Origin of the sequence: Shewanella sp. NFH-SH190041, from assembly GCF_024363255.1 — a bacterium.
In the GTDB taxonomy this organism is placed as follows: Bacteria; Pseudomonadota; Gammaproteobacteria; order Enterobacterales; family Shewanellaceae; genus Shewanella.
Genome location: NZ_AP026070.1, coordinates 1,358,894 through 1,380,261 on the forward strand (window position 1 = coordinate 1,358,894; position 21,368 = coordinate 1,380,261).

14 protein-coding genes are annotated in these 21,368 nt (G+C 49.4%); 9 read left to right on the forward strand and 5 right to left on the reverse strand.

Features of this window, described 5'->3' with window-relative positions; translation table 11 throughout:
- Positions 1-165 precede the first annotated feature (165 nt).
- The 7 genes from purL to cydX (NFHSH190041_RS06025) all read left to right on the forward strand — a co-directional run bounded on the left by purL (position 166) and on the right by cydX (NFHSH190041_RS06025) (position 11,596).
- On the forward strand, positions 166-4,044 hold the full coding sequence (purL, locus tag NFHSH190041_RS05995) for a phosphoribosylformylglycinamidine synthase (protein WP_261925061.1): 3,879 nt from the start codon (positions 166-168) through the stop codon (positions 4,042-4,044).
- A 1,425-nt stretch (positions 4,045-5,469) separates the two neighbouring features.
- Positions 5,470-7,026 (forward strand): cytochrome ubiquinol oxidase subunit I, encoded by a 1,557-nt coding sequence (locus NFHSH190041_RS06000; protein WP_261924363.1) that lies wholly within the window; start codon positions 5,470-5,472, stop codon positions 7,024-7,026.
- Positions 7,027-7,038: 12 nt separating this feature from the next.
- Entirely contained in the window at positions 7,039-8,178 is a 1,140-nt protein-coding gene (cydB, locus tag NFHSH190041_RS06005; protein ID WP_261924364.1) for a cytochrome d ubiquinol oxidase subunit II, read from the forward strand.
- 18 nt (positions 8,179-8,196) lie between these two features.
- Positions 8,197-8,313, forward strand: coding sequence for a cytochrome bd-I oxidase subunit CydX (cydX, locus tag NFHSH190041_RS06010; protein ID WP_261924365.1), 117 nt, complete (start codon positions 8,197-8,199; stop codon positions 8,311-8,313).
- 448 nt (positions 8,314-8,761) lie between these two features.
- Positions 8,762-10,318: a cytochrome ubiquinol oxidase subunit I gene (locus NFHSH190041_RS06015; protein WP_261924366.1), complete on the forward strand. Its 1,557-nt coding sequence runs from the start codon at positions 8,762-8,764 to the stop codon at positions 10,316-10,318.
- Between the two features lie 11 nt (positions 10,319-10,329).
- On the forward strand, positions 10,330-11,469 hold the full coding sequence (gene cydB, locus NFHSH190041_RS06020; RefSeq protein WP_261924367.1) for a cytochrome d ubiquinol oxidase subunit II: 1,140 nt from the start codon (positions 10,330-10,332) through the stop codon (positions 11,467-11,469).
- A gap of 19 nt (positions 11,470-11,488) precedes the next feature.
- Positions 11,489-11,596 carry a cytochrome bd-I oxidase subunit CydX gene (gene cydX, locus NFHSH190041_RS06025; RefSeq protein WP_261924368.1) on the forward strand — a complete coding sequence of 36 codons (108 nt, stop codon included), beginning with the start codon at positions 11,489-11,491 and terminating at the stop codon, positions 11,594-11,596.
- A 58-nt stretch (positions 11,597-11,654) separates the two neighbouring features.
- Here the strand turns inward: cydX (NFHSH190041_RS06025) and NFHSH190041_RS06030 are convergent, their stop codons facing one another.
- Both NFHSH190041_RS06030 and NFHSH190041_RS06035 read right to left on the reverse strand, forming a co-directional pair.
- Positions 11,655-14,768, reverse strand: coding sequence for an efflux RND transporter permease subunit (locus NFHSH190041_RS06030; protein WP_261924369.1), 3,114 nt, complete (start codon positions 14,766-14,768; stop codon positions 11,655-11,657).
- A complete protein-coding gene (locus NFHSH190041_RS06035; protein WP_261924370.1) occupies positions 14,765-15,883 on the reverse strand; it encodes an efflux RND transporter periplasmic adaptor subunit in 1,119 nt (372 codons plus the stop codon). Before NFHSH190041_RS06035 ends, NFHSH190041_RS06030 begins: the two co-directional genes overlap by 4 nt.
- 623 nt (positions 15,884-16,506) lie before the next feature.
- Between NFHSH190041_RS06035 and NFHSH190041_RS06045 the strand changes: the two genes are divergently transcribed.
- Together NFHSH190041_RS06045 and NFHSH190041_RS06050 are read left to right on the forward strand one after the other, a co-directional pair.
- Complete coding sequence (locus NFHSH190041_RS06045) at positions 16,507-16,662, forward strand: hypothetical protein (RefSeq protein ID WP_261924371.1); 156 nt, start codon at positions 16,507-16,509, stop codon at positions 16,660-16,662.
- A gap of 61 nt (positions 16,663-16,723) precedes the next feature.
- A complete protein-coding gene (locus tag NFHSH190041_RS06050) occupies positions 16,724-17,611 on the forward strand; it encodes an autotransporter outer membrane beta-barrel domain-containing protein (protein ID WP_261924372.1) in 888 nt (295 codons plus the stop codon).
- A 121-nt stretch (positions 17,612-17,732) separates the two neighbouring features.
- Here the strand turns inward: NFHSH190041_RS06050 and NFHSH190041_RS06055 are convergent, their stop codons facing one another.
- The 3 genes from NFHSH190041_RS06055 to NFHSH190041_RS06065 all read right to left on the reverse strand — a co-directional run bounded on the left by NFHSH190041_RS06055 (position 17,733) and on the right by NFHSH190041_RS06065 (position 21,358).
- Positions 17,733-18,290 (reverse strand): chalcone isomerase family protein, encoded by a 558-nt coding sequence (locus tag NFHSH190041_RS06055; RefSeq protein ID WP_261924373.1) that lies wholly within the window; start codon positions 18,288-18,290, stop codon positions 17,733-17,735.
- A 40-nt stretch (positions 18,291-18,330) separates the two neighbouring features.
- A complete protein-coding gene (locus tag NFHSH190041_RS06060) occupies positions 18,331-18,810 on the reverse strand; it encodes a DUF2947 domain-containing protein (RefSeq protein ID WP_261924374.1) in 480 nt (159 codons plus the stop codon).
- 85 nt (positions 18,811-18,895) lie between these two features.
- Entirely contained in the window at positions 18,896-21,358 is a 2,463-nt protein-coding gene (locus tag NFHSH190041_RS06065) for a 6-hydroxymethylpterin diphosphokinase MptE-like protein (RefSeq protein ID WP_261924375.1), read from the reverse strand.
- Between the last annotated feature and the right edge of the window lie 10 nt (positions 21,359-21,368).

The window sequence follows — 21,368 nt, forward strand, 5'->3', positions numbered from 1 at the left end:
TATGATCGTTTTTTTAAAGGGAAAATGTTTTCTTGGCAGCAATGCGGCAATTGTGGTTTTATGCCGGTTTCACCCGGGGTAAGTGGATGATTTGTGCAGGCCATTTTCTTATAATACCGCCTCCTCTTACCCTGTAACCAAATTATAATAAGGTGAATACAAGTGATGGAGATTATGCGCGGTGCCCCGGCACTTTCTGCGTTTAAACTGCGGCTTTTGCAGCAGGCCTGTGAGCAGGCAGCCTTACCGGTTAAAGAGATTTATGCGCAGTACATACATCTGGCCGAATTACGGGAGGCGTTAGATGATGATGAATCTTCCCGGCTGGAAAAACTCCTCACCTATGGCCCTGCCATGGCATCCCACTCTCCCTGCGGTATCCTACTCTTCGTCACTCCCCGCCCCGGCACCATCTCTCCTTGGTCTTCTAAAGCAACTGATATCGCCCACAATTGTGGCTTGAATAAAGTACAACGTCTGGAGCGCGGCATTGCCTATTATGTGCAAGGTGATTTAACGGATAGCCAGTTATCTGGGGTTAAAGCCCTTATCCATGATCGTATGACAGAAACGGTTATGGGGTCATTACAGCAAGCCGAAGTACTGTTTTCCCATACTGAGCCGGGTCAACTTCGCAGCGTGAATATTTTGGGTGAAGGACGCCGGGCACTAGTCACTGCCAATACAGAAATGGGTTTGGCACTGGCAGAAGATGAAATCGACTATCTGGTTGAGAATTTTATCCGCCTGGGGCGTAACCCCAATGACATTGAACTGATGATGTTTGCTCAGGCCAACTCAGAGCATTGTCGCCATAAGATCTTTAACGCTGATTGGACTATTGACGGCGAAGTGCAGCCTAAGTCGCTATTCAAAATGATCAAAAATACCTTTGAAACCACACCAGATCACGTGTTGTCTGCCTATAAAGATAACGCTGCGGTGATGGAAGGTTCAATAGCGGGTCGTTTCTTCCCAGACGTCGACGGTGTTTACCGTTACCACACAGAGCCTATGCATATACTGATGAAGGTGGAAACCCATAACCACCCCACAGCCATCAGTCCATATCCTGGCGCCGCGACCGGCAGTGGCGGTGAAATTCGTGATGAAGGTGCAACCGGACGTGGCTCCAAGCCCAAAGCGGGCCTGACAGGTTTTTCAGTATCCAATCTTAAGCTCCCCGGCTTTGTGCAGCCATGGGAAGGGGATTATGGCAAGCCTGAGCGTATTGTGTCTGCGCTGGATATTATGCTGGATGGCCCGCTGGGCGGCGCAGCCTTTAACAATGAATTTGGCCGTCCTGCACTTTTGGGGTATTTCCGTACCTATGAGCAGCAGGTCGTCAGCCACAATGGCGTAGAAGTGCGTGGTTATCACAAGCCGATTATGCTGGCCGGTGGTCTGGGCAATATCCGTGAAGACCACGTACAAAAGGGCGAAATCACCATAGGTGCCAAGCTGATTGTACTGGGTGGCCCTGCCATGAACATAGGTCTGGGCGGCGGCGCGGCGTCCTCTATGGCGTCCGGCCAGTCCAGTGAAGATCTGGATTTTGCCTCAGTGCAGCGGGAAAATCCTGAGATGGAGCGCCGTTGTCAGGAAGTGATCGACCGCTGCTGGCAGATGGGCGATGACAACCCAATTCAGTTTATCCACGACGTCGGCGCCGGAGGCTTGTCCAATGCCTTGCCTGAGCTGGTAAGCGATGGCGGCCGTGGCGGTAAGTTTGAATTACGCAAGGTGCTGACAGACGAGCCGGGCATGAGCCCGTTGGAGATCTGGTGCAACGAGTCGCAGGAACGTTATGTGCTGTCAGTAGCGGCTGAAGATCTGGATACCTTTGCCGCCATCTGTGAGCGTGAGCGTGCGCCATTCGCGGTAGTGGGTGAAGCCACTGAGCAGGAGCACCTGCTGCTAAGTGATGAGAATTTTGACAATCAACCTATCGATTTGCCATTGGAAGTGCTGCTGGGCAAAGCGCCCAAGATGAGTCGTGAAGCCCAGACGCTGAAGGCTGAAGGCAAGGCGCTGGATACGGCTGCGATTAACGTGAAAGAAGCGGTCTCACGGGTACTGAGTTTGCCGACTGTGGCCGACAAAACCTTCCTTATCACCATTGGTGACCGTACGGTAACCGGTCTGGTTAACCGTGATCAGATGGTGGGGCCATGGCAGGTACCTGTAGCAGATTGTGCTGTCACTGCGGCCAGTTTTGACTCCTACGCCGGTGAAGCCATGGCCATGGGTGAGCGCACGCCGTTGGCACTGCTGGATTTTGGCGCTTCTGCCCGTATGGCGGTGGCAGAGTCCATTATGAATATTGCCGGCGCTGATATTGGCGATATGAAGCGTATCAAGCTGTCTGCCAACTGGATGGCGGCCGCTGGTCACCCGGGTGAAGATGCCGGTCTGTATGAGGCAGTTAAAGCTGTGGGTGAAGAGCTGTGTCCTGAGCTTGGTCTGACGATTCCTGTGGGCAAGGACTCCATGTCCATGAAAACCGCCTGGCAGGATAACGGTGAAGATAAGAGCGTTACCGCGCCGCTCTCTTTGGTGATCTCTGCTTTTGGTGTGGTGCGTGATATTCGCAACACTGTGACTCCTGAGCTGCGCTCAGATAAAGGTGCGACTGCACTATTGCTGGTGGATCTTGCCGATGGCAAGCAGCGGCTGGGGGGCTCTTGTTTGGCGCAAGTGTATGGAGAGCTCGGTGATTGCGCGCCGGATCTGGACCAGCCCGCCAATCTGAAAGGCTTCTTTGATGTGATCCAACAGCTGGTGGCTGATAAGCAAGTGATTGCTTACCACGATCGCAGTGATGGTGGTTTATTCACGACTTTGGTTGAGATGGCATTTGCCGGTAATACCGGTTTGAATATCAATCTGGGAGGCATTGAAGGGGATGATATTGCCCGTCTATTTAACGAAGAATTAGGCGGTGTATTGCAAATTTCTGCCCTGGATGCCCAAGAGATTATCAGTCGCTTTGAAGATGTCGGGGTTAATTGTCATCTGATTGGTAATCTAGCTGGTGATATGCAGTTGTCTGTATATGATGGCGAACGTGAAGTGCTGAGCGAATCGTTGACTGATCTACGTAAGCTGTGGTCTGAGACCACTTACCGTATGCAGGCGATGCGTGATAACCCAGAGTGCGCCAAAGAGGAACTTGCGCTTAAGCTGGATATCAATAACCTCGGTCTGACAGTGGATCTCAGCTATGACCCGGCTGAAGACGTGGCCGCACCTTATATCCTTAAGGGCGCTGCGCCGAAAATGGCGATTTTGCGCGAGCAGGGGGTGAACTCTCATCTGGAGATGGCGGCAGCATTTGACCGTGCAGGTTTTGAATCTCGCGATGTACATATGTCGGATATTCTCTCTGGTCGCGTCAGCCTGGAGGGCTTCCAGGGGCTGGTGGCCTGTGGTGGCTTCTCTTACGGTGACGTACTGGGCGCAGGTGAAGGCTGGGCCAAATCAATTCTGTTTAATGAACTGGCTCGTCAGGAGTTCAGTCGTTTCTTCGAGCGCGGCGACAGCTTTGCGCTGGGGGTATGTAACGGCTGTCAGATGCTGTCCAACCTCAAGTCCATTATTCCCGGCACTGAGCACTGGCCACACTTTGTGCGCAATCGCTCTGAGCGCTTTGAAGCCCGCTTCTCTTTGGTAGCGGTGCAGCAGAGTCCATCGCTGTTTTTCGACGGCATGGCGGGTTCACGCATGCCAATCGCCGTCTCTCATGGTGAGGGTAGGGCAGAGTTTGCCTCTCCCGAGGCGCTGGCTGCAGCAGAGGCTTCCGGCACTGTGTCGCTGCGTTATGTGGATGGGCATGGCAAAGTGGCTGAGCAGTACCCGCTGAACCCCAATGGTTCGCCAAACGGTATTACCGGTATCACTACCCTAGATGGCCGTGTCACTTTGATGATGCCGCATCCTGAGCGGGTTTTCCGTACTGTGGCTAATTCTTGGCACCCAGATGCATGGGGAGAAGACAGTCCTTGGATGCGTATGTTCCGTAATGCCAGAGTGAAGCTCAAATAAGCTTGCTGCTGGTGGCGGGTTTGTTCTCACTGATTATTGGGTAATGTTGTCACATGCCAGCGCCGCTTGATAGGTGGCTGACGCTGACCTCAAGTTGAACAGTGCAGAAGCATCAATGGTTAAGCGCTAATGCTTCCTGTCGTTAAACAGTACATGATAGAAAAAAGCAGCCTTAAGGCTGCTTTTTTTATATCAATTTAGCCTTATATGCCGCATAGCCATTATCGATAATGGCGCCTGTGGTTATGCGTTATTCATTATTCGGTAAATTAGCTGATGATTATCAATATTAAGGGTTGGGAGGGTAAAATTTTATTCAGCCATGGGATTGATGGTGATGCTATGCGGGAAAGCCAGGCTATATGGGCAATTAGTATATCAGCAAACAATAAAGTAATGTAATTGTTGTCTTGATGTGAAAATGGCGTCTTAGTAAATAAAAGTTTGCTTTGTAGCAGATTTTAACTGCGAGAAATTCATAAGAAAACGCCCCAGCCATTTTCTGGCTAGGGCGCTGTTTTGTGTTAACAAAACTGAGATCTGTTTACTGTTTAACAGGTCATTCAGAACCCTTTTGCAGCGTAAAGCTCTGCAAAAACGGGCTTGTACAGGTTAACCAGACGTTCAAATAATTTTTTCATTTCAATAATCTCCACACAAATTTAGGTATTGGTGCGCGGAGGAGGCTGACCTTATTTTTTAGGTCGACCAAAGCGTCTCCTTAACACGGGGCGCATGGTAAATCTAAGCTCCAGTCTCATCAAACGAGAAAAAATGCTTTTAATCATTAGAAAAACTAATCAACTTTTGCTGATTTTTGGCTTTTATTTGCTCTCTATTTATAATTAATTGTTATTTATTAATGGTTTAATTAGTTTAATTGAATTGGCTGAGATAAATATCACTAGTGCTTAATTGTATTTTTATCGTTAAAAAGTGTTTTTTAGTGGCTTTTTAATGAGTTTTGATTGAAATAGTCAAAATGATACATTTTATTCAGCTTTAAAAATTCCCCTATCACGATTTAGTTATGACAGCAATAGTCTTGCGGGTTGGATTGTGCGCCGGTTGGCAAAACGAGGGGTTGGTTGTCAGTGTTGATTGATTTGCATCAAATTATGATGGTATAAATTCAAGGTGAAAATAAAATTAAATTCTATACATGAGTATGATATTTAAGGATATTTTCCAATCTCTGTACAAAAAATGGTTGTTTGTGGTGTTGCTCGTCTGAAAATGTGATCCTGTTAATAAGTTACAGGATAAGGCTGGATTTTAGGCCTTATCTTTCAGTTGAAGCATCAGTGCTGATAAAAATGGTGTATTTACCCGGGTAACGGGTGAGTGCGATAAAAATATTAACCAACTTACAAAGGTCGATGGCGGTGTGAGCACGGCATCATTGCACCAAGTAAGGAGAGACTGATGATTGTTGAAGAGGTTGTAGAGCTTTCACGCTTGCAGTTTGCGCTGACAGCCATGTATCACTTCTTGTTTGTTCCTCTCACCCTAGGTATGGCATTTCTGCTGGCTATCATGGAGTCACTTTATGTGATGACGGATAAACAGATTTATAAAGATATGACCAAATTCTGGGGCAAGCTTTTTGGTATCAACTTTGCCCTGGGGGTCACCACGGGGTTGGCAATGGAATTCCAGTTCGGTACCAACTGGTCTTATTATTCCCACTATGTTGGGGATATTTTTGGTGCGCCGTTGGCCATTGAGGGCCTGATGGCATTCTTCCTTGAATCTACCATGGTGGGGATGTTCTTCTTCGGCTGGGACAGGTTCAGTAAACGTCAGCATTTGGCTGTGACTTGGCTGGTTGCGCTGGGGACAAACCTGTCCGCATTGTGGATCCTGGTTGCTAATGGCTGGATGCAAAACCCGGTGGGCAGTGTGTTTAACTATGAAACCATGCGCATGGAAATGACCAGTTTTGCTGAAGTGCTGTTTAACCCAGTGGCTCAGGTCAAATTTGTCCATACCGTGGCATCTGGTTACGTAACCGGAGCCATGTTTATTCTGGCGATCAGCTCTTACTACATTTTGAAAAAGCGTGATCTGCCCTTTGCTCGCCGTTCATTTGCGATTGCTGCGAGCTTTGGCATGGCATCGATTCTGTCTGTTATTGTGCTGGGTGATGAGTCAGGTTATGAAACCGGTGAAGTGCAGAAAGTGAAACTGGCGGCCATTGAGGCTGAGTGGCATACCGAGCCTGCGCCAGCGGCATTTACGGCTTTTGGTTTCCCGAATGATGAAACCATGGAAACCGATTACGCCATTAAAATCCCTTATGTGATGGGGATTATCGCTACGCGTTCCTTGGATGAGCAGGTCACCGGGATCCGTGATTTGATTGTGGAGCACGAAGCCCGCATCCGTAATGGTATGCAAGCTTATGGCATGTTGCAGCAACTGCGAAGTGGTAATAAAGATCCTGAGTTGATTGCTGCATTTGAGGCCGCCAAAGTGGATCTAGGTTATGGCCTGCTGCTCAAGCCTTTTACTGACAAAGTTGTGGATGCGACTGAAGCACAAATCAAAGCGGCAGCCCGTTCTTCCATTCCTTCTGTCGCTCCTGTGTTCTTCAGTTTCCGCATCATGGTGGGGCTGGGCTTTGTGATGTTGTTTGTGTTTGCTGCAGCTTTCTGGCAAAGCACTCGTCATCAAATTGATGAGAAACCTTGGGTACTGAAAGCGGCACTTTATAGTTTGCCACTGCCTTGGATTGCCATCGAATGTGGTTGGTTTGTGGCGGAATATGGCCGTCAGCCTTGGACTATCTCTGAGATGTTGCCAACTTACATGTCCGCTTCGAGCCTGACGACGACCGATATCTGGTTCAGTATTTTGACTATTACCGCGTTTTATACCGTGCTTTTGGTCATTGAAGTGTTCCTGATGCTGAAGTTTGCCCGTCTTGGGCCAAGCAGCCTGAAAACCGGGCGTTACCATTTTGAAAAATTGGAAGCTTGATAGGGGAATACCATGTTTGACTATGAAATGCTGAGATTTATCTGGTGGGCGTTAGTCGGCGTGCTGTTTATCGGCTTCGCAGTCACCGATGGTTTTGATATGGGGGTTGGGGCCTTGCTGCCAATCCTTGGTCGAGACGATACCGAGCGTCGGGTGATGATCAATACCGTCGCTCCGCACTGGGATGGTAATCAGGTCTGGTTGATCACAGCTGGTGGCGCGCTGTTTGCTGCTTGGCCTATGGTGTATGCCGTCTCTTTTTCCGGCTTCTATGTTGCAATGATGCTGGTGCTGTTTGCCCTGTTTCTGCGGCCGGTTGGGTTTGATTACCGCTCTAAAATTGAAGACCCCAAATGGCGTAGTACTTGGGACAAGGCGCTGTTTATCGGCAGTTTTGTTCCACCACTGATTATCGGGGTTGCTTTTGGTAATCTGCTACAAGGGGTGCCATTCCATTTTGATGAATACCTGCGGGCATACTATCAGGGCAACTTGTTTGGATTGCTGAACCCTTACGGTCTGTTGGCCGGATTAGTGTCGGTATCCATGTTTATGATGCAGGGCGCCTGTTGGTTGCAGATGAAAACTGAAGGTGAGTTGCGTGCTCGTGCGGCGAAAGCGGCGCAGTTTACTGCGTTGGCCCTGGTTGTATTGTTCGCCATCGCAGGCATCTGGTTGGCCAAAGGTATCGATGGTTATGTGATCACTTCGTTTATCGATACCTCCGCACCTTCTAACCCAGTGGGTAAAACGGTGGAACTGATCACAGGTGCTTGGCTGGATAATTATGACAAGTACCCGCTCACTATGCTGTTTCCCCTGTTGGGCTTGTTAATGCCGCTGTTGGTTATCCTTGCTAGCCGCTTACAGCGCTCAGGGTTTGCCTTTGCATTTAGCTCGTTGGCGATAGCTGGTGTTATTTTGACCTGTGGCGCAGCAATGTTCCCCTTTGTGATGCCATCCTCACTGGATCCGAATGTGAGCTTGACCATGTGGGATGCCACAGCAAGTAAGACCAGTCTCACAGTAATGACCTGGGCCGCCATCATATTTGTACCAATTGTGCTCAGCTACACCATCTGGACTTATATCAAAATGTATGGCCGATTGAACCGTCAGTACATTGAAGACAATAAAACGTCACTCTACTGAGATAAGGAGCCCTGAATTATGTGGTATTTCGCTTGGATCTTAGGTGTTTTGTTGGCATGTTCTTTCGGTATTATCAATGCCTTATGGTTAGAAAATACTGAAAATATGGATAGAAAACATCAAGATGTAGAATAGCTTTATATTTGATAGTCAAACCCCGCGAAATGCGGGGTTTTTTATTGGTTAAAATTTGTTTTTTGATTAACGTGATTTAACCAAATTCAAGCGCTTGCACTTATTTAAAGTGATCTTTGTCACACTTCATTTTTGTGATCAGTGTGACAATTTGTATCTGGTGATTTTCAATGATTTGCTGATGTACTGCCGGTAGCTGACTCCCCCAAAAGCCGGTACTGAAATGCTGCACGATAAGAAAACGGGAGTTTATTTGTGTTACGCGCGCGTGCGCTATGTATGTGCGTAACACAAGAAGGCTCATTTTTTCAATAGTCTGTATTTTCCATATCTGACAGTCCTGGAATCCCATCGGCGGCACCTGGCCCGCCGTTATACGTTGTTCCCCGTTTCCCCGGTTGCAAGTCCCGGATGACGGGGAATAAAGGCACTTTGAATGGAGTTGAAAATGATCCTAGATCAGGTTGTTGAGCTGTCGCGTCTGCAGTTTGCGTTGACCGCCATGTACCACTTCTTGTTTGTTCCCCTGACATTGGGACTGGTTTTTTTGCTGGCCATTATGGAATCCGTTTATGTGATGACCGGCAAGCAGATTTATAAAGATATGACCAAGTTCTGGGGCAAGCTGTTTGGTATTAACTTTGCCCTTGGCGTGACCACAGGTCTGGCCATGGAATTTCAGTTCGGGACCAACTGGTCCTATTACTCCCAATATGTGGGCGATATTTTCGGGGCGCCACTGGCGATTGAAGCGCTGATGGCCTTCTTCCTGGAATCTACCATGGTGGGGATGTTTTTCTTCGGTTGGGACAAGATGTCCAAACGTCAGCACCTTGCTGTAACTTGGTTGGTTGCTGTTGGTACTAACTTATCTGCCTTGTGGATCTTAGTCGCTAATGGTTGGATGCAAAACCCAGTGGGCGCAGTGTTCAATTTTGAAACCATGCGCATGGAAATGGCCAGCTTTGCTGATGTGGTGCTGAACCCAGTTGCCCAAGTGAAGTTTGTGCATACCGTTGCATCCGGCTATGTGACCGGTGCGGTATTTGTCTTAGCGATCAGTTCCTTCTACCTGCTGAAAAAGCGCGATGTCGAATTTGCCCGTCGCTCATTTGCCATTGCGGCTGCATTTGGTATTGCCGCGATTATCGCTACCATTGTGCTGGGTGATGAGTCCGGCTTTGAAGTGGGTAAAGTTCAGCCGGCTAAATTGGCTGCGATGGAAGCGGAATGGAATACTGAACCTGCTCCTGCTGCCATGACAGTATTTGGCTTCCCTGATGATCAAACCATGACCACCAATATGGCGGTTAAAGTGCCATATGTGATGGGTTTAATTGCAACTCGTAGCTTGGATACTCAGGTGGAAGGTATTAAACAGCTGATTGCCCAGAACGAGCAGCGTATTCGCCGCGGTATGGTGGCCTATGGTCTGCTGGAAAAACTGCGTGCGGGTAATGCGACCCCTGAACTGAAAGCTCAGTTTGATGCGGTTAAGCAGGATCTTGGTTTTGGTCTGTTGCTGAAGGCGTATACCGATAAAGTGGTTGATGCGACTGATGCGCAGATTAAAGCAGCCGCTCGTGCTTCTATCCCAAATGTTGCGCCAATGTACTGGAGTTTCCGTGTGATGGTGGGTGCCGGTATGGCGCTGCTGGTGATTCTGGCTGCCGCAATGGCTGCCAGCTTGATGCCTAAACTGCAGCGTAATCCTTGGCTGCTCAAAGCACTGATTTTCTCTCTGCCACTACCTTGGTTGGCGATTGAAGCCGGTTGGTTTGTGGCCGAATATGGCCGTCAGCCTTGGACCATCACTGATGTGCTGCCGACTGTGGTATCCGCTTCCGGCCTTAGCGTCGGCGAGTTGTGGACCAGTATCGCTGCCATTACTGCCTTCTACACAGTGTTCTTAGTGGTTGAGCTGTTCCTGATGATCAAGTTCGCCCGGATTGGCCCTAGCAGCCTGAAAACCGGTCGTTACCACTTTGAAAAACTGTCTGCCTGAGGCGTACTGAAATGATTGATTATGAAGTACTAAGATTTATCTGGTGGGTGCTGATAGGCGTCCTGTTTGTAGGTTTTGCCGTGACAGATGGCTTTGATATGGGGGTAGGTTCACTACTGCCATTTCTGGGCAAAGATGATACGGATCGCCGGGTGATGATTAACTCGATTGCCCCCCACTGGGACGGTAACCAAGTTTGGCTTATCACTGCTGGTGGTGCGCTGTTTGCGGCTTGGCCGACTGTATACGCGGTGTCTTTTTCCGGTTTTTATCTGGCGATGATCATCGTGCTGTTGGCGTTGTATTTACGGCCAGTAGGGTTTGATTACCGTTCAAAAATTGATAATCCAACTTGGCGTAAGGCTTGGGACTGGGCACTGTTCTGTGGCGGCTTTATTCCTCCGCTGATTATCGGTGTTGCTTTCGGTAACTTACTGCAAGGTGTGCCATTTGATTTTGACGCCATGTTGCGCGTCAGCTATCACGGTAACCTGTTTGGCTTGCTGAACCCATTTGGTTTGTTGTCCGGCATCATGTGTGTGGTGATGTTTATGATGCAGGGTGCGGCTTGGTTGCAGATGAAAACCGAAGATGAAATGCGTGCCAAGGCGATGAAGACAGCTCAGCTGACGTCTCTGCTGCTGTTTGCACTGTTCATTATTGCCGGTATTTGGCTGTTTAAAGGTATCGATGGCTACATGGTGACTTCTGTGATGGATCACAATGCGCTGTCTGATCCAACCCACAAAACTGTTGCGGTACATGCCGGTGCTTGGATGCATAACTTCCGGGATTATCCAGCCACGATGATTTTCCCTGTGCTGGGACTGATTATGCCGCTTTTGGTATTTATCTGTAGTCGTCTGCGTCGCTCAGGTTTTGCTTTCCTGTTTAGCTCTCTGGCGGTAGCCGGTGTGATTGTGAATGCCGGTGTGATGATGTTCCCATTTGTGATGCCATCATCCATTGCACCTAATGACAGTCTGACCATGTGGGATGCAACAGCCAGTAAGTTCACGCTAGAAGTGATGACAGTGGTTGCCGTGGTTCTAGTACCTGTTGTACTGGCTTACACTTGCTGGACTTACTACAAGATGTACGGCCGGATTAACCGCAACTTCATCAATGATAATCAGACTTCACTGTACTGATTGATAAAGGATTGACACTATGTGGTATTTACTTTGGGCTGTGGGTATTTTGTTAGCCTGCAATCTGGGCATTGTTAATGCCCTGAGAATTGATGCGGCTGAAAATAACAGCGCTGACGCTAAATAATTTTCGTTGAGGGAAGCTAAAAAGCACGCAGTTTCTGCGTGCTTTTTTTATGCCTGTGTTATTTGATAGATAGGGACGCGGCACTGGACTGATAGGCTGTTGTTTGTCTGGCGCTGTTGCGTTCTTCAGGCGGCCGGGTACACCAGAGTTTGAACATCACTGGCACCCAAATCAGGGAGATAAAAGTTGTTAACGCCGTACCGCCAGCGATGGCGATAGCAAAGGGTGGCCAGAAACCACCACCGGCGATAATAAGAGGCAAAAAGCCGCCAACAGTGGTGATGGTGGTGGAGCCGATATGGCGGCCGCAACTGCTGACCGCTGTCATAATCTCATTAATACTGCTGTGGCGGGGAGCAGGATGCTGTTGCAGCTCCGCCAAGATCACAATGGCGGCATTGATCGCCAGTCCCATCAGCCCCAACAAACCAATAATCACTGTAAAGCCAAACGGATAACCGAATAGGTAAACCACCAGGAGTCCTAATCCGGCACTTTGTAGCGCACTGAGCAGAATAATAGCTGTCAGACGAAAGGAGTTGAAAGAGAGGACTAAAGTGGCCAGTAACGCAGTGATCACCAGTACCAGATTAGAAAGCAAATTGCCCACGGCTTCATTGCGTTTAGCGCTTTCGCCTCCCAACTCGAGCTGGTATCCATCAGGTAGCGGCAGGGCCGCCAGTTGTGAGGAAACACTGGCTAGTACTGCCGCTGGCAGTACCCCGGTATTGAGATAGGCTTCAATGGTATTGACTCGCTGGCCATCACGGCGGGGGATGGCGCCTTGGCTGATACTGACTTGGCTGCTGGCCAGTGCCGATAGTGGCAGCAATTCTCCGCTGCTTGTGGTGAGCATCAAATCACTTAGCCCAGCTTCACTTCGCTGCAGCGCTTGATCCAGCCGGACTCTGACCGGCAGATTTTCTGTCTGCTCAATCACGCTGCCACCGGTAATGCCTGTGGTGGCCGCTTGTAGCTGGGCGGCAATATCCGACAGGCTCAGTCCGCTGATTAAACCGGCATCTTCATTTATCTGATACCAGAGTTTGGGGGCACCAGCGGTTAAGGTTGCCCGGGTATGTCTGACATCGGCATTGGCGTGCAGTATCCCCCGCACCGCTTCGCCTAGCCGCTTAAGCTCAGTTAAATCTGGCCCAAACAGGCGAATTTCCACCGGCGCATTAAATGGGGGACCTTGTTCCAGTTTGCGTACTAGAATCTGCGCTGCCGGGAAATCCTGATCCAATTGCTGTTGTAGTGCAGGAATAAGCTTATTGGCAGTGACAAAATCGCGGGTTTTCACCATCCCTTGCGCATAATGGCTGGCACCTTGTTGCCTTTGGATAATGTTGTAGTAAAACGATGGCGCATTACCGCCAATGACCCAGTCATTGCTGACAATACCATCTGTGTCTGCCAACTGCTGTTGCAGGCGCTGAACCAGCCTAGTGGTATGCGCCAGGCTGGACTGAGGTGGCAGGTAGACTTCAATTTGAAACATATCCCGATCTGACGGAGGAAAAAATTGCTCCGTTAATTGGCCTGCAGCGATAAAGCCGAGCAGAGGGAACAGTCCCAGCCCTAAGGCTGCGGTGACAGGTCTTTGCAGGGCAAAGGACAGGGAGCGGCGAAAAGCGAGGCTTAATGCTGGCAGGGTGATGCCACTGTGATACCAGTGGTTATCGGTTGCGGCGGTGGAAAATCGCCCCGCGAGCCCAGCGATTAAGGTATGGGAGATAAGGTAAGAGCCCAGCAGGGCAAAAATCACTGAGATGGCGATGCCGCCGACGAACTCGCCTGCTGAGCCGGGCATCAAGACGATAGGGGCAAAGGCCAGCATGGTTGTGAGGGTGGAGCCAGCCAGGGGAAGCCATAAATGTTGCAAGGTGCGGCGTACAGCACTGATGGCATCGAGCCCTTCTTTACGGCGCTGGGCAATGGCATCAACAATAACAATGGCATTATCTACCATGATGCCTAAGGCGACCACCAATCCGGTGACGGACATTTGATGAATGGGCAGCCCAGTAAATTTCATACAGGCCAACGTAAATAGCGCGGTGAGTGGTAGGGACAGGGCAACAATTAGGGCGTTTCTCAGCCCCAGCGTCAGCATCAGTACCAGTAGGATCAGCACAAAGCCAAGTAGTAGGCTGCTGATAAGCTCGGACAATCTGGTTGAGGTGTAACTTTCCTGCTCAAAGAGCCAGTTAACCCTGACTTCTGAGGGCAAGGTGCGTTGGAAGGCATCGACTTTATTGCGTACCTGCGCCAGCCAGTGATCCACCCTGACGGTATTGAGCATACGCACGCCAAGCATCACAGCATCTCGGCCGTTGACTATCGCCTTGGTATAACCTGGGGTTTTGATCTGGCGGCGGACATCGGCAATGTCCCCGAGGCGGATAAGTTGACCATGTGGGCTGACTTTTAAGGGGACAGCGCGGATGCGGTCGAGGGAGTCTAGCTCGCCAGACACCTCAACAATGGCTCGAAAAGTGGCATTATTCAGTTCTCCGGCGGAAATTTTACTGTCAGCTCGGCTAAGAATCGCAGCAATGTCTGCTGGAGACAATTGCAGTTGACTGATGGCATCCGTATTGAGTTCCACCAGAATTTCTTCTGTTGGTGCGCCAAACAGGGCGGCAAAATCGGTTCCCGGCAATTGGCGCAGCTGGCTTTGCAACTCTTTGGCATAGCGGTGAAGCACTTCAGTGGGGATCGGTGAGTCAGCCTGCCATTCCAATGCGAGGATGGCAGTATTCGCATAGCCAGACTGATCATTGAGGCTGCTATTTCGCGCCGCCTGTGGCAGCAGTGATTGACTGTCACTGATAAAGTCCCGCGCTCGGGACCAAACGGGATCCGGCTCGAGTACTTCGTCTTTGAGCTCTAGTTGGATAACTGAAATTCCTGGCCGGGAGGTGGACTGCAGCACTTTAACTTCTTCCATCCGTCTGAGTTGCTGCTCCAGCACTTCGGTCACCAGTACCTCTACCCGTTGGGCTGATGCGCCGGGATAGTGGCTAACAACCGAAGCAAAGCGGTTAGTAATATGGGGGTCTTCCATCCGAGGCAGGCTATGGATCGCACCAAGGCCGGCAACCAGTAACAGTGCGATCAGCAGGCTGGCTAAACGGCCATTTTCAACCAGTGCACGCACGGCCGTCATTGCGTGGCTCCCGGGGTATGACCTGCAATGGCTTCGGTTGCGGGCAGAACTGTTTGTCCGGCGACCAGTTTATGCAGTCCGTGGCGAACATAGCGTTGATGGTTATTGAGGTTGCCACTGATAAAGGCACGTTGTTCATCGGTATAGAGAATATCGACATCGCGCCGCTCTAGGGTATAGCCCTGTTCATCGGGGCGGAGTAACAACAGATTCCAGCGGCCGCGAATGCCGTCGGTTAGTGCAGAGACAGGAACCCAGAAGCCGGATTGTGCAACCTTCTGGCGAAAGGCGAAACGAGCGATTTCACCATTGAAAATGCCCGCATCAGTGGGCAGGCGAAGGCGTAAATTAACGGTGCGGGTAAGCGGATCGATTGCACTGCTGATCCCGGCTAAGGTGGCATTGAGTTGCTGCTGCCCCACTGTCAGTGGCAGCGTTTGCCCAGGCGTTAGTGTGCGGGCCACATCGGCCGGCACGCCGATATGGGCTTGGGGGTTGTTGTCTTGTACCAAGGTGAAGATGGCGCTACCAGCATTGATAACTTCCCCTAAACTGTGGTGCCTCTGGGCTAAGGTGCCTGCAAATGGCGCGGTCAGAACAGATTTTTCCAGTTTCAGTTCAGTGGTTCGGCGGGAAGCTTGTAGCCGTTGTTTATCGGCCAACAAACTGAGCCGGCGTCCCTGAAGCTCATCTAATTGCTGATCAGACAGGTAACTTTTTTCTCCCAATGTCTGGCTGCGGCTGAGGGTACGCATGGCCAGATCTAAATCCACTTGATTCTGGGCCAGGGCGGCTGTTATCTGGGCAAGTTCCGCTTGCAGCAGCGCGGTATCAAGGCGTGCCAGTACTTGTCCTTCGCTAACACTGTCGCCACTGTCTGCGGGCAGCTGATTTAATTTTCCCCCCAACTCAAAGCTGACCGCTGTGGTATTACCCGCTCGGACACTGCCGGAAAAATGGCGCAGTTGCTGGTAATGATCCTGTTCAGCCAAGGATGCAACACTGACGGTTTGGGGGCGGGGTGGCGTTGGCTGAGACTGACTGTCTGGCTGGCAAGCAAGCAGCAGGGGTAACAGGAGGGCTGGCAGCAATCGATGGCTGGGGGCTGGCAACATGGGTATCAGTCCTGAAGGTGTGTGTCTACGGGTGTTTTGAACAAAAAAACAGTTAAAAATCCGTTAAATAAATGTAAGCAGTTTATGTTGACTGGGCTAGACTGTCTAGTCTAATTTATAGCCACTTTCTGTAGATGGATGCCTTATGTCAGTGGATGATTCCCCTGCAGCCAGAATCGATAGCGCTGCTCATTCGACCTTAGATGCCCAGTTGGACGCAGCTGAAATGACATCCCCGCGCCCTGTGGCCACCTTGTCACCACCGACGGAGAAGGGAGCTTATTTTCAATGCCGCCATGGCTCTTTTTGCCGAACATGGTCTTGCTTGGGTCTGTTGACCTTTCAAGTTTTTTTTTGCAGCGATTTGAGGGGGCTTTATACAAGGCAGAGGCTTTGAAATGCACTACCTGATAAGCCGATAACGCAGTAGAAAGCATCCTCAAACGTTGCCCGACGGGTTCGGCTAAAAGCGTTTTACGCTTTGTTGAGCGGTTCTGGCTTAGCATAACTAGGCGGCAAACCATTCGCCGTGATTAAAACGCTTTTATCTCGAATAAAATTTAACTACTAAAGGTCAACAGACCCTAGGGCATTATCGTTTCCCCTGTTGCCATGACAGTGCCGTGCGCCTGTGCTTGATGCTGTTTGGTGAGTTGCGTCTTCGCCTTGAGCTTGGTCTGGATGACAAGGGGTTACAGCGAAAACGCGATGGCTATGTAGCAGAGACTGTGCGGCTATTTTTAACCGGGCACAAAGTCAGCAACACAGTGGCTGATTAGGTTGTATCATATTGTTTCTATTACTGACTGGGGTAATAAGTCCCCACAAGCTGGAGGCACAATGCAACAAGCATACAGGCTCTTTTCCACAGTGACTTTTGGCGGGGCGTTGATGATTATCTCTGCGCTGATGCCGGCACAGGCGGCAAAACCTGCGCATATCAAGCCCTTTTCGCTGGAGGTATCCCACATTAATACTGCCAAGGCGTCATTGCCCGGGGATAATAGTTTGAACCGGCAAAGTTGGAGTGTTAATGCGGGTATTGCGTTTCCTTTGCCCGGTGGTGCTGGTGGACGCTTGTCTCTGGAGGCGGCCAGATTGGATTATCAGTTGGGAGAGCCGATGGCCTACGGCGGGGGCTGGGATAATATCCAGCGCTATCGCGCCAGTTTAGGGGTGTTTTATCGGCTAACCCCCCATTGGATGCTGATGGTCACGCCTAAGTTGCAATATGCGTGGGCTCAGGGGGCTTCGGGTCATGATAGTCAGGGATATGGTTTATCGGCTGCGGCCATGTACCAATTTGACTCAGGCAATGTTTTGGGGCTCGGGGCGGCTTATCTTAATGATATCGGGCAAGTGAGAACCATTCCCTATTTAGCCATAAAGTGGCAGCTCAGTGACCGCTTGGCGTTAGCCAACCCGTTTCGTGCCGGGTTCAGTGGCCCGGCCGGTTTAGAGCTTAGGTATCGTTTGACGCCTGCTTGGCAGTTTGGGATTGGCAGCTCCCGTCGGGTACAGCACTTTTTAACTGCGATGGGCCCACAGCAAGAGGCAGAAATTGAAGAGTGGGTCGGTTTTGCTCGCGCCAGCTGGCAAGTGCAGCAGAATATCGCGGTGAATTTTTATGGTGGGTACTATTTTGGCTCCAGTTTGAATCTACCTGATACGAGTGTTGATATTGACGGTCATGCGGCGATGGCTGTCGCGGTGAAATTCAGTTTTTAATCTGCAGCAGAGTTACGCCCTTATGGGCATATCAATACAAAACGGCCGCAGTGGGCATACCTGCTGCGGCCGTTGTTGTTATCGCTTAAGCGGAATATGGGCTGGGCTTTAAGTCATCCAACTATTCGCCCAGCATAGCGTCTTTTAAGCTATCTTGCGCAGGGGCATGACCCAGCCAGATTTTCAACAGTGCTGCGCGAAATGCTTCGCCTTGGATAGTGCTCAGCAATTGATTGTTTTTGTAGCAGCTGACACTGTCTTTAGTGGTCATAAAGGTGAACTGATCGCCTTTATTGATTGGGGCATTAAACAGTCCCATAAATTGACTTATCTGACCGGCGATTGCTTGAATATTATCGTCGGTGGCTAATTCAAATCCCTCAGTAATGGTATCACGCATTTTCTCTGCGGTGATCAGGCCTGAGGTGATATTTAAACGCACCAGTGCTGATGGTTGCGCCAGCACTTGTTGTAGATCATGGGCCTGCTGCGGCAGATATAAACTACCAACATACAAATCCATAAAAAACTTACTGCGCACGCCAGCACCGTTCAGGGTTAGCTGTTGATGATCCATGGCAATAGAGCCGGGCAGAGTAATGCCTGCAACTTCAGTGGCCAGACTCTGGGCAGAAAACAGCAGCGCTGAGATCAGCGTAAGAGAGCGGAGGGACTTCATAAAACCTCGTTGAATTATCGTTTTTGTTGGTATGTCAGGCTCAGCGGCGTGCACCCATATTGAATTGGCCACATTGTTCAAACATCACAGCCTGTTTGCTATCAGCACTGATCAGTAGTGGACCGTCATCGAAAAACAGGAAGCATTTCCAGTTACGGACGAACACATCCCAGCGGGTTTCAATGACCTGATATTTTTCGTAGCAGAAATAGACCACGGTTTCGGCTGGCCACTGGATAAATTCACCCATCTCAGGCGGTAGCGTATTATCTTCGCTGTCCCAAGCGCCTTGCCAACATTCGCGCTTGCTCCATGCTTTGGGATTGGCGGCCCAATCACCCTTGGTGAATCTGTCCGGTGTAGTGCTTTTATCACTGATCAACCGGGTCCAGATCTGCATGGCACTTTTTTCCGTTAACGGTTTGATGGCCTGTTTGTCATCATCTGTTACCGGCAGATCTTTATGGTTGAAAATCCACTTGCGTTTGTATTGTTCAAGGGGGATATAGGTATGGCTCAAGCCAAGCTCTCCTGACAGGGGCAAAAAGTTGCCCGCATTATACTGACGGAATCTGTATTACTCCATCTCAAGATGCGTGGCCGATTTATGATGAGCGGGCTAAGGCTTGCTCTAATTGGGTCAGTTGTCTGGCGGCCAGCAGATTGTCCGGGTTAACCTCCACGGCCTGTTGGTACATTTCTTTCGCCTGTTGATAATGGCCTTGCTGTAACAAAATATCGGCCAGTTTGGTCCACCCTTGGCTATCACAGGGCACTTTTTGCAAGTATTGCTGCCAGCAATTGATCGCATCATCCAAACGTTGTTGCAAGGTATAGAGCTTGGCCAGCTGGGGGGCATATTCGTCACTGTAGGGCAACAGTGCTTCCAGTGCAGTGGTTGCTGTATCAACTTGTGCCGTTTTGAGACTAATCAATACCTGCTGGCGAATATCGGCCTCTTGTTGCAGGTGCTGGGGCATACTGTGGATTGCCTGATGGGATTCAAAATCCTTGCCTTCGAGCTGATAAAGGTAGCTCTTAGCTCTAAACCCCAGTTGTTTTGCTTTATCTGATGGTGGCAGGGCAGCGAATGCCGCCACCATCTGTGCCAGTCCTTGGGTATGGCCAATCAGGTGCAGATATTCGAGCTTTTCTTCTGCGGCCAGTAAATCCCACTGTTTTAATGGCCGGTTATTGCGGGTCATGACCGGTACTTGCATTGTTTGGCGATAGGCCTGTAATAAACGGCTGATAATCTGGGCTTCACCAAAGGTGAGACTTGTGGCTAACGTTGGGTGACGCTGCAACAGAATATCAATTCGCCCGGATTGCTGGTGACGTTGCCATTGTTTTGCCAGTAGGGACAGATTGGGATATGGGCGGTTTTCTTCCTGGCGAGATGTTATTTGCCGTAAGGTTTCATCCAACAGATTAATAAGACTATGGCATGATTCTGACATGGCCTGGTAATACTGGCGGGACATGTTACATACCTGATTTTGTTGCCAAGTATCACTCTCTCGGGTGGAAAGGAATTTGCTGAATTGGTGATAACCATAAAATTTTATCAATTTTAATTGAGCTGGAAATTGTTGATCTAGCTGCTGTTGTAAGCGTGCTAATGCGTCTGCATGACCCACAGCATCATCGGATAAATCCAATGCGATTTGTGCTTGAGTAAAGATTGTTTGTAATGCTTTTTGGCAATCTCGGCAGTGTTGAGCGAGCTGGTGTAAATGGCGGCCATGGTGCTTACCGGAGATTGCCGCAGGATATCGTTGTCTTAGTTTGCCCAGTAATTCATATTTATCTGGCAGTGATGCAAGTTTTAGTGCGGTAGGCTCTATAAAAGCAACCCCTTTTATTTTGGCGCCATGTAATGACAGACTTATCACATCCGTATCGGGTAATGCTTTGATTTGTTGTTCTAGTGAGGTAATGGCAGCAGATAACTGTACGGTTGTTTCTGCCTGTTGTGCATTATTGGTCGGGACCCAAATGCCAATTTTACTGATAAAGGGACCAAGTCGCCCCTCTAAACTGCCACTGGCATGGGATACTCCGGTGGGGGACCAACACATATCAACCCCAAGTAGCAATATCCTTCCTGCTCCGAGTGTCGCTGCTAGCTGAACGGCACTATTACTGACGGTAGGTCCAGTAATTCCCATATTATTTTCCGTGCGCCAAGGTAGCTGCTGACCGGTATAGAAATGGCTGCCTTGCCATTGACCGAGCAAAGCCGGGTGAGCATGGTCGGCATTGATTAGGATGGTTTCTAGGGGGAGGTTAAGAATTGCTTTACTCGTCGCAAAACTTACTTGTTGCGGATCGACTGTGACCACAAAATCAATGTGTATGCCAGCATGGTGTAATTGTTCTGCGGCGCGGGAAACACTGATAATGATCAACTCATCCTGATGTTGTTTCACCCAATCAATATGTTTATCTAAAGATGGTCCCCCACCAATGACTAGACAATCGGCACCTAAGGTCAGATGACGGAGTAATTCGGCCGGATAAATGTTATCGCAAGCATTAAACAATTGCTGCTGAATAAAACTATCCCCGTTAATATTGGCCTGTAGATTGAATGCTGCTTGTTCAACTTCCAGTTGTACTTGTTGTTTCAGTAGGCGGTAATTCTGGGTATAGGCGTGTTTAGCCCCAAGAGACAGATAGAGCTGATAACGGTTTTTGAGAAAAAACAGCTCATATTGGGGTTGAGTGAGTATCTGAGCCAGTTGATTAAAGGAAATGATATCCATAGCACTGGCATATGCTGGCTCAATATCAATATTTAATGCATCTAATACCTCATCCAATTCGACAAACAAATAATGACTGCCAGCCGGGAGTGGATGACTCATCACATAATTGGCCAGCAGTCCAGAATCCATTCCTACAATAATATGTAACTGATCTGTGTCGGTTAGTTTTTTATATTCAGTATCGTAATATTCAGTGGATTTTTTTTGGGTAAATTGTTCTCGATTAATAGTCGGGAAATAAGTTTCATTAAAGGAGCTAATGGCAAATTGCAGGGCAGTTGGCTGATCCTGTGACATATTCAAACTC